Source organism: Stenotrophomonas sp. STEN087 (assembly GCF_056759115.1).
Genome location: NZ_JBRRCR010000019.1, coordinates 24,867 through 37,443, shown reverse-complemented (window position 1 = coordinate 37,443; position 12,577 = coordinate 24,867). Strand labels below are relative to the sequence as shown.

12 protein-coding genes are annotated in these 12,577 nt (G+C 64.5%); all 12 read right to left on the bottom strand.

Annotated elements, in window-relative coordinates:
- Positions 1-100: 100 nt before the first annotated feature.
- Positions 101-874: a hypothetical protein gene (locus tag ACVOK1_RS07485; RefSeq protein ID WP_481561621.1), complete on the bottom strand. Its 774-nt coding sequence runs from the start codon at positions 872-874 to the stop codon at positions 101-103.
- A 3-nt stretch (positions 875-877) separates the two neighbouring features.
- Positions 878-3,040, bottom strand: a complete 2,163-nt coding sequence (locus ACVOK1_RS07480; RefSeq protein WP_481561620.1) for a hypothetical protein — start codon at positions 3,038-3,040, stop codon at positions 878-880.
- A gap of 9 nt (positions 3,041-3,049) precedes the next feature.
- Positions 3,050-3,436, bottom strand: coding sequence for a hypothetical protein (locus ACVOK1_RS07475; protein WP_481561619.1), 387 nt, complete (start codon positions 3,434-3,436; stop codon positions 3,050-3,052).
- Complete coding sequence (locus ACVOK1_RS07470) at positions 3,433-4,083, bottom strand: hypothetical protein (protein ID WP_481561618.1); 651 nt, start codon at positions 4,081-4,083, stop codon at positions 3,433-3,435. The genes ACVOK1_RS07475 and ACVOK1_RS07470 overlap by 4 nt, the downstream gene beginning before the upstream one ends.
- Positions 4,083-6,608, bottom strand: coding sequence for a TipJ family phage tail tip protein (gene gpJ, locus ACVOK1_RS07465; RefSeq protein WP_481561617.1), 2,526 nt, complete (start codon positions 6,606-6,608; stop codon positions 4,083-4,085). Before gpJ ends, ACVOK1_RS07470 begins: the two co-directional genes overlap by 1 nt.
- Positions 6,601-6,930 (bottom strand): NlpC/P60 family protein, encoded by a 330-nt coding sequence (locus ACVOK1_RS07460; protein WP_481561616.1) that lies wholly within the window; start codon positions 6,928-6,930, stop codon positions 6,601-6,603. Before ACVOK1_RS07460 ends, gpJ begins: the two co-directional genes overlap by 8 nt.
- A complete protein-coding gene (locus tag ACVOK1_RS07455; RefSeq protein WP_481561615.1) occupies positions 6,927-7,406 on the bottom strand; it encodes a DUF1833 family protein in 480 nt (159 codons plus the stop codon). The genes ACVOK1_RS07460 and ACVOK1_RS07455 overlap by 4 nt, the downstream gene beginning before the upstream one ends.
- The gene (locus ACVOK1_RS07450; RefSeq protein ID WP_481561614.1) at positions 7,406-7,822 is read right to left on the bottom strand and encodes a hypothetical protein; all 417 of its coding nucleotides are present in this window, start codon (positions 7,820-7,822) and stop codon (positions 7,406-7,408) included. The genes ACVOK1_RS07455 and ACVOK1_RS07450 overlap by 1 nt, the downstream gene beginning before the upstream one ends.
- Positions 7,815-10,796, bottom strand: a complete 2,982-nt coding sequence (locus tag ACVOK1_RS07445; RefSeq protein WP_481561613.1) for a phage tail length tape measure family protein — start codon at positions 10,794-10,796, stop codon at positions 7,815-7,817. The genes ACVOK1_RS07450 and ACVOK1_RS07445 overlap by 8 nt, the downstream gene beginning before the upstream one ends.
- Before the next feature lie 180 nt (positions 10,797-10,976).
- Positions 10,977-11,408, bottom strand: a complete 432-nt coding sequence (locus tag ACVOK1_RS07440; RefSeq protein WP_481561612.1) for a hypothetical protein — start codon at positions 11,406-11,408, stop codon at positions 10,977-10,979.
- Entirely contained in the window at positions 11,405-12,160 is a 756-nt protein-coding gene (locus ACVOK1_RS07435) for a phage tail tube protein (protein ID WP_481561611.1), read from the bottom strand. The genes ACVOK1_RS07440 and ACVOK1_RS07435 overlap by 4 nt, the downstream gene beginning before the upstream one ends.
- 34 nt (positions 12,161-12,194) lie before the next feature.
- A complete protein-coding gene (locus ACVOK1_RS07430; RefSeq protein WP_481561610.1) occupies positions 12,195-12,572 on the bottom strand; it encodes a hypothetical protein in 378 nt (125 codons plus the stop codon).
- Positions 12,573-12,577: the final 5 nt, after the last annotated feature.

Sequence of the window (12,577 nt, the reverse complement as noted above, 5' to 3'; positions counted from 1 at the left end):
GCACTGCCCGGGTGCTTGCCGGCACACGGGCAGTGCCCTGTTTCATGGAGCTATTTCAACTTTCGAGCTCTGCGACAGCTGACCGAAGGCGCACCTTGGGTTAGAAGACCTCGATCCCTCGATCCGCCATACGAATGTTCTTCGACCTGGCATAGATGGCGGCCAAGTCCTCCGGGGAGACGATGTGGTCGTACGCGATGACCTCGGCTACTGACACGCCGCGATCGTATGGCGTGCCAGTGGGTGGCGCGTAGTACGCATTGCCGATACCCAAGCCCCGGGCAGAAGCGGCATAGGCGCTCGCCATCGTCCCGCTGACTGCAGTTGCGCCACCGACGGAACAGCGCCAGGTCTTCGCGGGGCCATCCACCTGCATGCAGAGGAAGATCCACTTGCCCAACGCGCTGGGGATGTTGCTCGCCGGCATCGCCGTGCCTGACCCATTCGGACGCAGCAGGTGCTGGATGGTGTCCGAGGTCGGCCCGCGCAGCAAGCCCCAGCCCTTTGCGTCCCCGTTTGCCGCCTGAGTCGTCCCGGCGTAGATCACGGCCTTGCCATTCTGCACGTCGTACCGGGTGACCATGCACACCGTGAATGCCGGCGACTCTGCGATGTTGCTGGCCAAGCCATTCAGCACGCCGTCGACCGTGGTGATGTAGTTGTCCTGGAAGACAGGAGCTGCGGCAGCGGGGGCGAACGCCGCAACTCCCTTCAGGCCATACAGTGAGTCGTCGCTGCCGCCGAACAGGAAGTGATCCAGCGCACCATCCTCGCCGCGAATGGGGTAGACGGGTTTCAGGCTGGACGGGTTCAGAGGCGGAACACCCGGCCGGCGGGGGATGCCTTCCAGGGTGGGAAGAAGTACCTGAAGCATGAATCAACCTCCGATAGAAATGAGCTGGTGACACAGCGCCTTGTGCATCTGCAGACCGCCGCATTCCGGGCTCCACTGCCCGATGGATGCGACGCTGCGGATGGTGGAACGGGGGATGGTTGCTGCCTCTCGAGGTACGCCGCTGGTGTGCCCTACGACCGCAGCGCCGACCTGTGAGACCGCTGCGGCATCCGGCACCGTGATGGTGATCTGGCTACCGCTGACCGTGACTGACTCGACCGCACCAACGTCGACAGAGATGCCGGCGTTCGCAATGTCCGACACCGCCCACGCCGCGTCCCGCACTGCAGGCTCGCTAAGCTCCACCTGGATCTGGGTCGCGCTGATCCTGGTGGCGGAAACCATGTGCAGCGGGCGCCAGTACCCCGTGCGTTCCATCACCTCCACGGCCCTGTCGAAGAACTCACCCCGCATGGCATGGCCGACGCTGGTGTTGTGGAGGAAGTCGCTGTGGAAGGGGTAGCAGTACGTGGGCCCGAGGCACCAGAAGTCGCCCCACTTCTGCTCGATGGCCAGCGCCTTATCCAGCACCGACCGGGGCGACTGGGAGCCTCCGATGAAGCTGCTCATCTGGCTGGTCATCATGCGCAGCGGGATGGTCTGCCCGGTAATCGGATAGATGGCAGCCTGATGTGCCTGAAGCAGGCTGTAGTGCTTGTCTCCGATCAGAGCATCAGCCGAATTGCTCTCCATCTGCGCCATGTTCAGCCAGGCGTGAGCAAACCGCTTCCCCTGCGCTGCAAGGATCTGGGTGATGCGGGTAACGGTCGCGACCACGTTGGCGAAATAGAAGAAGCCGGCCGGGGCGCCAGGCATCATGTTCTGAATCGACTGCCCTCCTTCACCGTTCGTCCAGACCACCACAGCAGGGGCCCACCCGTTCAACTCCGCCGCCGCGCGGCGCACGTAGCTACGTCCAGCGGCCTCTTCGGCCACAGTGCCGTGCTGGTTGGTCGATGCGATGGCGCTGCGCAGCCTCGCCAGGCCCGTGATCGAGGAAGGGACCAGTTCAGTGGAAAGGCCGCCCTGGGTGGGCGTGCCCGTCCAGACGTTGTTGGCAGCGGTGGCCGGCATCAGCAGCTTGCTGGGGAACTCGTAGAGCTCTCCGTAGACGATGGACCGGTTGGACGATCCCGCCTGCCCAGCGGCGTTGGACTGTCCAGAGCCGGAGATGCCACGAACCACGTCGACCGGGTATCGATTGCCCGATCCGAGCGCGACGCGCACGGCATGCGCCGCGCCCTGCAGATCCCGGAACACCCCCTTGCCGGCGCCGCCCTCAGTCTGCACCTGAAGCCAGACGCGCGACGCATCTGCATCCACGACTCGATCACCTAGGCCGCCCACGCTTCGCAAGGTGCCGTTGTCGATGTAGGCGACGTTCCCATCGTCAGCGGCGGCGGCCTCGCCTCCACTGCCAGGGTAGAGCCGATCTTCGCTGATGCTGTAGTACACCAGCGGGTAGACCTTTCCGTCACTCGGGTCTCGGGTGGCCAGCAGAGGAACGATGTCCCCATCGACAGTGAAGAGGCGGGCCGTTTCCGGAACAGCTTTGGCCAGATTGGCCAGCGCAATGTTGTTGATGCTGGGATTGTCCGGGGCGAACCAAGCGAGCAGTTCGCCAGTGGACACGCGAAACGCAGCCAGCGGGACGCCCGTCACCGGGTCAATCGCGCCGATCGGCACCAGGTCATCGCTCGCAGCGTAGAAGCTGAACTGCTCGAACGGAACCATGACCGCATCAATCTTGGTGGCCACCAGCGAGTTGGACGCCTTGAGCAGCAGTTCCGAACGATCGGCCTTCTGGCTCAGCAGGTCGGCCCGGGAGAACACCCAGGACGCGCCATTCCAGATGTACTGTCCAGCGCCGGAGCCGTTGTTTACGAAGGCGCCCTGACCCACATAGGTGCCCGCGATTGCCTGCAGCTGAGCCAGCGTGTCCGCGTAGATCGCGTTCGACTGCTGCCCCGCAGTCAGCGCGTCGATCTGCGCTTGAGCCTGTTTGGGTGTCGGCAGCTCGTTAAGGCGGAAGGCCGCCAGCACATCACCAGCGCGAACCACACCCAGCAGCGCATCATCCACGCCCGCATATCGCTGCGGCAGGTCCGATGCAGGGATTACCTGCCGTCCATCAATCGTCGTCATCTCTCCCCCTTACAGAACAGCCGAGGCGTCCACCGCCCCGGTATTTATGTTGGCCAGCTGCAGCGCCTGGCGAATGCTCACGTCCAGCAGCACCTGGCCAGACCAGACAACCAGCTCCGGCGGCTCGCCCAGCAGGGCCAGCAGGACATCCCTGGCCACCTCGTTGGCCTTGTCCGGCCTCGGGTCGGTGTGCTGGAACTCCCGCGAGATGGGCTGTCCATCAGCGCCAACCACTGCCTCGCCATCGGAGGTCACAGCGCGAGCCCTACCCCGAAACAGGATCTGCCCGCCCAGCAGCGTTCGCGTGCAAACCACGGCCACCAGCTCTCCGGTGTCCAGCTCGACCGCCGTCTCGCCCTCGGCAACCAGCACGCCTTCTCTCTTCACATAACTCATAGCGGAACTTCCTCAAACGCAGGATTTCTGGAGCCGCCGCTACCGCCGCCGCCGCCGATGCCACCACCGCCACTGCCGGAGGAACCGGCAGCCGGGAAGGTGATCTGGAGGGAGCTGATTGCCACGTTGCCGTTGGCGTTGGCGGTTTCGACGATGTTCGTGGTCAACATCAGCTGTCGGCTGCCGCCGGCCAGCTGCGGATCGACGTAGTAGAGATAGACGGTGACCTTCTGCCCAGCAGTGCCGGTCAGGGTGGCGCTGCTGGCGGCGTATGCGACCTGGACGGAACCAATGATGAGCGTCCCAGCGGTCACGCTGACTGTGGCCACCGATGCGCCCTCGGCGTCACTGGACGCGGCAAAGGTCACCGAGGTCGTCATGTCCCACATTGACTGCTGGTTGCCGATGTTCGGCAGTGCGGCAGCGCCGATTCGATTGGTGTCCGGCACATCGACAGCCACATCCACCCATGCGGAGGCGCGTCCGTTGGTACCGATAGACCGCATCTGCAGCTCATAGGGCGTACCGCGCTGCAGCTCGCGCACCACAAACACGGTGTTGGCTACCTGGCTGCGGTACTGCCAGGCCGCATCTGGCGCACCAAGCGCGCGGAAGCGCAGTTCGTACGAGGCGATTGGAACCGACATTACAGCGCCTCCGTCATAACCGTGGCGTAGCCATGCCGCGGCGCCGTGCCAATGCGGACCACTGCGGTGGGAATACCCGCATCGTCCACCTCATCGTTGACGGGCGACGACACCGCGACGGTCACCTGCGGCGCCGCCGGCAGGCCGTAGTTGCGGCCACTCACCTCGCTGATGATCTCCGCCGGCGGGTTCTTCCAGTAAGGGGCAACGCGGGCGTCATACGCCACAGCCGTGAACGAGGACGACAGATCTTCCGAGTACCTCACCCCGGTGATGATCAGGGTGGTCATCTCGATCCCGCGCTCGCCGACCACAACCCGGTCGCCAGCGACCGTACCTGCTGGCCTGCTGTCCAAGTAGAACGTGTCGCTGAACGCGCTGTGCGGCCTGCAGTTCACCTTGCGCTTGCCGCCGTTCCCCGTGCGCGTCTGGATGCCGTACAGCTTGGTAGGATCGCTGTAGATCTCTGTGTCGAGCTTCAGGGTGGCGCCCTCGGCGCTGTCCGGCGTACCAGTGGTCAAGCTCAACACCCGGCCCCACCCCGTGCCCCACTCGGCCACGTCATGGGCGACGTCCACCACATCCCCACGGACTATGCCCAGCCCGGAGATGTCGGTGGTGAAGCTGTAGACGGTGCTGCGGTAGAGACCCTGGGCAAGGTGGTAACGCGCCAGGCGCCATGCCTGCTGCGGCAGCATGGCCTGCTCGAGCTGGAAGGTCTCAAACAGCGTGGCTTCCGGATCGGCCGAGGCCTGGCCCCGAGCGTCACGGCCGCGATAGCTGTAGCCGTCCTGGACGACGATGATCTCATCATCCTGCCAGTCCGCGTCTGGGTTCTTGAACTGCACCCTCAGCGCGTGCGGCACCTTGATGAACTGCCGGCTTGCGCTGAACTCTTTGATGTCCAGGGGCGACAGCTCCGCCGTCGCTTCGCTGACGTTCCGGTCGAAGACCACGCAATACCGGCCGTCCCGGTTACCGATATCGCCCAAAGCCGTGCCCAGTACCTTGCTCAGGAGGTCCCTCGCCGTCAGCTGGGCATCTACCACCATCCGGCATTCGAGCTCATTGGCGTCGCAGAACGCAGCGAAGTCCGCGAAGGAATTCAGGTCGATCCGCGAAGCCGGCACGTGCTCGGCCAGTGCCGGGCTCTGCGTCATCAGCCAATAGGCAACCCACGCCGGGTTGCGCGACATCTGGGTCGCCCAGGTGTTCGAGCTGCGTCGGTACACTGGGATGTGTGGCTGGGCCAGCACACTGAACGACTGCAGCGTCCCGGACAGCTGGTCCGTGCCCTTCACGCGCACGTTGAGCTTGAGCGTGCCGGTCGTGCTGGGGTTGGTATAGCGGATGCTGCGGAACGAGGTCCAGATCGCCCCGTCTGCCCACGTCCGGTTGGTCTGGTTCTTCCGCGCCACCCGCGTGACCCGCACTTCGTACTGCCCATTGGCCACGTCCCACGCGATGCCCGATGCGAAGGGATCGCGCGTCTGGTCCCAGGTCAGGAAGAGGCCAGGGCCAGGCGCGGTGGTTGGGTACTCGCTCGCGCCGGGCGTCCAACTGCTGACCAGCTTGGACAGCCGCGGCGTCGGCGGCGGCAGCCAGGCGGTCGTGCCCACAGCGCGGTACTCCACCCGCCACAGCACCCACATGGGCCAGCCCTTGTCCAGCGAGTCGCCGAAAACCTTCAGGCCGTTGGAGAACAACAGGTCAAGGCTGATGGCGTCCACGCCAGGCGCGGTAGTGCGCGTCACCTGGTCGCCCTCGCTGTTCATCGTCGCATTGACGGCCTGCTCATCGATGTCGTTGGTGTAGAGAGTGGCTGCCGCCGAGCCAGGCCAGTTCAGCTCCCACCAGAACGCGTTGAAGCTTTCCACCGGGGTGTCACCGATGCGCATGTCGGACACGGTGATGAGGCCGAAGCCCAAGTCGAACATGCAGCACTGGTAGGCGGTGTAGCCCACCACGTCGGTATAGGGCATCGCTGCATGCGGCGGGAACAGGCGATGCTCCCCCAGCACCAGCGGGATGACCCCGTAGGGGTTGATCTGGTTGGAGTTGCCGGTCAGCGCATTCCACGCCTTCTGTGTCTCAGATCCGCCGCCGGCGGGGGTCGGCACAGACACCAGCGCATTCACCGCCAGCGAAGCGGCTAGGGTGATGCCCGAGGCGATCGCGTTGCCGGCGGCAGCGCTCCACCCGGCGCCCTTTGCCAGCGCGGCACCCCAACCGGGTGCGAAGTAAGCCACAACGATCATCGCCACCGCGGCGAGGATCTGGCGTGCACCGCCCTTGGCCAGGCCCTGACGCAGCACGTCGACACGGACACCGGCCTTTGGCCTCAGCCGCGCCCAGGCCTCGCGCGGCACCTGATAGCCACCCACCCGCACAACGACGTCGGCGGAGATCTCCGCGCCGCCGGCGGCAGCCCTGAGCATCTGCAGCAGCGTCTGCCCGGGCTGGGCGTAGACCACGCCTGCCACGTCGAACTCGTGCCCTCGCAGGTGCAGCGGAACGTCATTCATCCTTCTTCCCCATATATCGATAGAAGCCAGCGATGCGCGCCTCCCACATGGGGGAGCCGAGCCGCTCGATGCGGCTGGTGCGACCCAGCTCCACGTGCAGAAAGTCGCCGCTGCCCATGCACACACCGACGTGCCACGGCCTGCCTGCGCTGTTGAACACGACCACGTCGAAGCGCTTAGGCATCTCGACCTGGGACCAGCCAGTCGCATCGGCCGGTGCCGACACATCAGGCATAGGGATGCCCTGTTCGGCCAGCACCATGCGGGCGAACTCCCGGCAGAACTTGTCGCCCTTGTACTGGATGCCGATCCACTTCCTCATACGAACAGCCCGGGCGAATTGGATGGCGTGTAGGTCTGCGCGGGCACGCCCTGGTTGAGGAAATCTTCCTGGTAGCCGAGCTGCACACCCAGCTCCATGATGTCGAAGTCCACCTGCAGCACGGAGAAGTTGAACGGCCCCATCTCCACCACGCTGGGCTGGCTCGCCAGCACGGCCTCCAGACGCACCTGCGGCCGCGGACCCTGCAGCGCCTTGATCTGCCGGGTGATGTCGCGGTCGACGTTGTCGATGCGCAGAGTGACGTTGGGCGTCGCGTCGTCAGTGTCGTCGGGGAACGATGCTTCGAACGGGTACGGCTGCCAGACGGTACTTCCCCGTGCCACTGGCTCGGTGTTGTTGACGATTCGGATCGTCTGCAGATCCGGATGGGTGATGGTGAGCAGGCACAGCCAGGTTTCGGCGGTGTCTTCTGCCAGGATCGATTTGGCGGCCGCAGCCGAGAGCACACGGGGCATCAGGTCGTCGGCCAGTTGTTGGAATCGTAGAAGTCGAGCAGGAACTGCCCTTCATAGCTGGCGACAATCAGCAAGTTGATCTCCACCCGCCACATGTCCTCCCACTTGGCATAGCTCGGGCGAGCCATGAACTTGTAGGTGGCGTAGCGCTGACCATCACCAGGCCAACGCCAATCCCACCAGTAGAAGGGAAGCACCCGCCGGGCACTGATGTTGTAGAAGTCCATCAGCGTCTTGAGCTGGGCCGGCTCCAAGTAGAGCCGGCACTTGAACGTCTCGAGGGAGCCGGTCCGGATCGGGCGCGTCTTTGTTCCCGCCCCCATGGGCGACCGCAAGACATCCTCGCCATACGGTACGAACTCCAGACTTTCGTTCTCCGGGTCCGGGATGCTCGATGGCATGTAGAGATCAACCACCGCGGCTCCCCCTGTAGGCCAACCCATACCGGCTGCGGAAATCGTTGTCGAAGGCCCCGCCACGGATCTGGCTACGCATCAGATCGCGCAGCGTGATGCTGATGTCCAGGTTGCCGGAGCTGTCAACCTCAGTCTGGACAGCGCCGGACTCCCCCTTAACGCCATCGATGTAGACGCTCACGTCCCCTCGGCCCGCGCTCCCGGTGCCGCCGCGCATCGAGGCGTCATAGGCAGCCGTCTGGCGCCGCGAGAGAACCCGCTCGCCGGTCTGCAGAACGGTGAGGCGCTCATCTGCACGCAGACCATGCTGGCCGCCGGTATGGAAGCGCGGGGCGGCGCCCAATGCGATCGGGCTGATCGGCAAGCTGACGCGCGGGCCACCGGTTCCCACTCGACCGCCAGTGTGTCTCTTTCCCGCAACCACGGTGGAGCCGCCTTGTGTGCTGCCAGACGCACCCTGCCCCCACGATCCGAACAGTGCGGAAATGCCCCTCAGAGCAGCCTCCTGCGCCACCATCCGGGCGACGCCAGCCACGAAGCTCTTGACCATGTCGCTGAAGGATTCATTGAAGCCCTTCGTACTGGTGGTCAAGTCCGCCAAAAAGTCGCCAAACGCGCTGCTCGCTGTGTCCTCGATCTTCTGCCGCCAGACCTGCTGGGACGCGGCAATAGTGCCGATCTGTGTATCGATCTCCTGCAGGCCGGCCAGGGCCGCGGTCTGCTCCGGCGATCCCTGGGCATAGCCAGCCATGGCATCGACGGCAGCAACCCGAAGCGCCTGGAGATCTGCTAGGGCCTTGGAACGGGCTTGGGCGAGCTGTTCCTCACCTTCTCCATAGCCCAACATCCGGCCGCCGACCTGAGCTCCAATGGCCGTCTCTCGCCCCTGCAGCTGGGCCGTGATGCGCCCCATCGCCTCGCGCAGCTCATCGGTCTTGGACTTTGCCACCAAGCGATCGATGAGGCTGGTCACCAGCGCCTGCCCCGTCTTGTCACCCTCAGCCCGAAGCCGATCAAACAGGCCTTTGTACTGCGCTTCCAGCTGCCGCCTCTCTGCCGCGCCCGTTTCACCGTCCAGCTCAAGCAGCCGGCCCTTCACCTCGGCCAACGATTTCGCAAGGCCTTCCTCGGCCTTCTGCTGATCCTGCGCCGCCTGCACAGCAAGCTCGGCCCGGTCGCGCTGCAGCTTGACAATCTGCTCCTCGCTACGCCTCCGCGCAGCCGCATCTGTAGCAAGGGCCTGCTCGCTTTTTGCTTGCTCGAGCTCCAGATCGATAGCCCGCTGCTGCAGGGCAAGGCGCTTGGAGAAGTAGTCCGCGATGGACACGCCATTCGCCTCATACAGGCGATCCAGCTCCGCCAGGGAACGGCGAACCGCATCAAGCATGGTTGCGTTGGACTTGGCGATCGCAGTGGCACCACCCTCGACCCCCTCAACCACCGGCTTGAGGATCTGATCAATGCCGGTAGTCATGATGTCGAACAGAGCCGCATCGATCTCATCGAGGCTCTTCTGCGCCACATGGGCCATGGCCTTCGCACGCGTCACGCGGGGATCGTTCTCACCGAGCGATACCCGCGCTCCACCAAGTGGTCCACCGCCACCCGCAGCGAACCCGGTGGCTTGCGATTCGTACCGCGCAGCCTCCAAGTGCGCCTTAGCCGCGCGCAATGTCTCAATGGCCTCGTTCCGCTTTGCTGCAGCGAGCTCGAAAGCCGCGTCGCGCGACTGCTTGCTCAGATCCTTAACCTGCTTGAGGACACGCGCGTGCTCCTCCGCTGCCTCCTTCGCGTCCTGGGTGCGTTGGTACAGGTAGTAGAGCGCGGTCGTCAGCGCAGTGATTGCAAGCGTAACTGGACCACCAACCGTAGCCAGTGCCGCCTTGAGACCTTGTGCGGCCGTAGTCGATGCGAACAGACCGGCCCGCAGGCTCACCAGCCAGCCGATTGCGATTCGGACCCCCGCAATGAGCGCGGGCACCGCGCGCCCGGCGAGCGTGGTGCCTACCGCCACGGCAAGCAATTCAGCGTGCCTCACCACCTCGACAAAAGTACTGATGATTCGACGCAGGTAGCCAACACCATCCTGCGCCATGAACTTGGCGAACGCCGCAACCGCGCCAAGCACGCCAGTCGCGATCTGCGAGAACGCCGCCTTGATCTCCGGCCCTGCCAGCGCCTGGGCAAGCTCGTTGAGCGCTTGGGTTACCCCACTGAGGTTGGCGCTTCCAGAACCGTCCAGGAGGTCACGCAGCGAGTTTCCAACAGCGGTCAGGGCGCCACTAAAGGTGTTCCTGGCCGCCGCAGCGGCACCGGCATAGCTCTCGGCCATCGCGTCCAGGACGATCTGCTGAGCCTCCGCAGTCCGACCGGTGGCCTCCATGACCTTCATCTGCTGCTTTTGCTGCTCGGTGAATTTGAAGCCCTGTTTTGTCAGCGCTGTGACGCCCTGCGACGGCTTGTCCAACGCCTTACCGATCGTCTCAGCGGACTGCTCGATGTTTTCGCCCAAGCGAGCGGATTGATCGATGGCCATCTGCAGAGCTTGGGGAAACTGCTTGCCAACAATCCCGGTGTAGGAGAGCAGCCGGGTCTGGGCCTTGACGATCTCACCAGCCGAATGCGTGGTGGCATCGGCCATGCCGTTGGCCATCTTCATCAGCTGCTGCTCGGTGAATCCTGCCTGTTGCCCTGTCGACGCCAGAACCGCCCTCAGCTGGGCGACTTCGTTCGAAGCGTCACGGGTTTCGGTGATCAGCGCACTGAAGACACTGCCAACCGTCACACCCGCAAAGAGCCCACCGACCAGGTTGCGCAGCTGCCCAAAACCATCCGTGATGCCCTTGAGGTCGATAGACTTCGCCGCCTCCTTCTTGAAGGCAGCCACCTCCGAACGCACCAACGCCAAGCCCTGCTTGATGTCGTTGATGTCGGCAGAAATGCGTACGCGGAGATTCGGGGCAGTCGTTGACATTTCAGTCCGTCAGCTTGTTCAGGTATGCCGTGTATTCGGGTGCATCGAACTGCGCGGCCCGGAGATTCATCAGCTCCTCGGCCAGCCAGCGGCGCCTCGCTAGGGCAGCCGCCTCGGTGAACGCCCTGAACTGCGCCAGGGTGTACCCCTTGATGCAGCCCAGAGCGTGACCGCTTTGGATCAGGAGCTGGATGGCGTCGGCCCAGCCCCACGAATCCGCGTGCGCAGGGCGACCAGGAGCGGGCTGATCTGCCGAGTAAAAAAATCCCGGTTCACCTCCACCACTTTCAGGACCAGGCTGATGAACTCGGCCGGATCACCCTTTTCCACGAACTGCACGTCCCGACCCGCGCAGATTGCGGTCGCGGCGAAGAGCGGACCGGCGTGGTCAGCGATGAGATCCATCACCAGCTCGGGGCTGATTTCGATCTCCAAGGCGATATCTGCCGATCCGGCTGGGCGAAGGGTCGCCACCACCGGACGCAGCTCGCGGACCACCGAAGGGATGAGGCCAACGGCAAGCGGGGAAATCACCAGCACTTCGCCCTGGTACTGAACCGAGGTGCTGGCGGCCGCCAGCACCTCCATCTCATCGGCGCGGCCGTCGCTCACGCGATCACCTCCTGCACCACTTCGAAGTACCGCGACAGGCCGGCTCCCTTGGACGAGTCAGTCATCAGGGCGCCGGTCACCTCGCCGGCGCCGTGCTCATCGCCGATAGCCGAGAACTGCGCCATCACACCGCCAGACACGCGGTGCGCCAGGATGCGAACGGCCTTACCGCTCTGCGCCTCGTTGAGGCCCAGGAAGAGCAGCTGGTACTGCTTCGCCGCAGTGACGATGGGCTGGAGGACCGACTGCGCGCCGAACGCGTACGTGACCTTCAGGTTCGCAACGCCACCAACCGGGTCCACGATGGTGCTGTCCGCGGGAATGAACAACGCGCCGTCCTGCAACACGTAATCGGTGCCGGCCGTGTAGTTCGTGCTGCCACTTGCAGGCTTGACAGAAGTGATCTCCTTAGCGATCCGCAGCAGCGGCACCAGGCCGCCCTTGTAACCGACCACGGCCTCATCCACGGCATTCCCGGCGACCACATTGGTGACGGTGCCGCGAAGTGCACGCGCCAGGTTCTCGGGCGCGAAGTCGTGGAACGTATAGGACATCTCGACGCCGGTCAGCCTGTCGACACGGTTGCGTTCACCGCCGCCCGGCTGGGTGTGATCCGCCAGGGTGATGGCATTGGTCTGGGGGCTGAAGTTCAGCGCCGAGCAGTTCCCGACGTCAATGAACGGGCCCGGCACGCCGTACTCGCGTGCCAGTACCTTGCCGCTGCCCAGGTAGCTCTGGTCTTTCATGGTCATGGGTATTTCTCCGGGTAATGCCGCAGGGCGGCCGTCAACGAATAGGAATGGTCGAGGTGTAGCGGAGCAGTGCGCCGACCCAGTCGGCGCCAGCGGGCGCCCTCATGGGCTCCATTGACTGGTATTGCGGGGCGGTAAAGCCAGCCGGCCACGTACTGGGCCGGCTATCGAGGCTCCGTTCGATGTCATCCACCACCTCGTCCAGCCGGGCCTCTGCGGCGCTATGGGCGACCCGCTTCACCAGGACACCGATGGTGGTCAGTCGGTGCGTTCGGGCCGTGGCCGGCTCCGGCGAGCGCTCCTGGCGCTCGATGTAGACGGCCAAGCCATCGTCCACATACTCCGGATCAAGCTGGCCTGGTTCGAGCGTCACGACCAAGCCGACATCGGACCAGTAGTCGGCGGCCTTCAATGCCT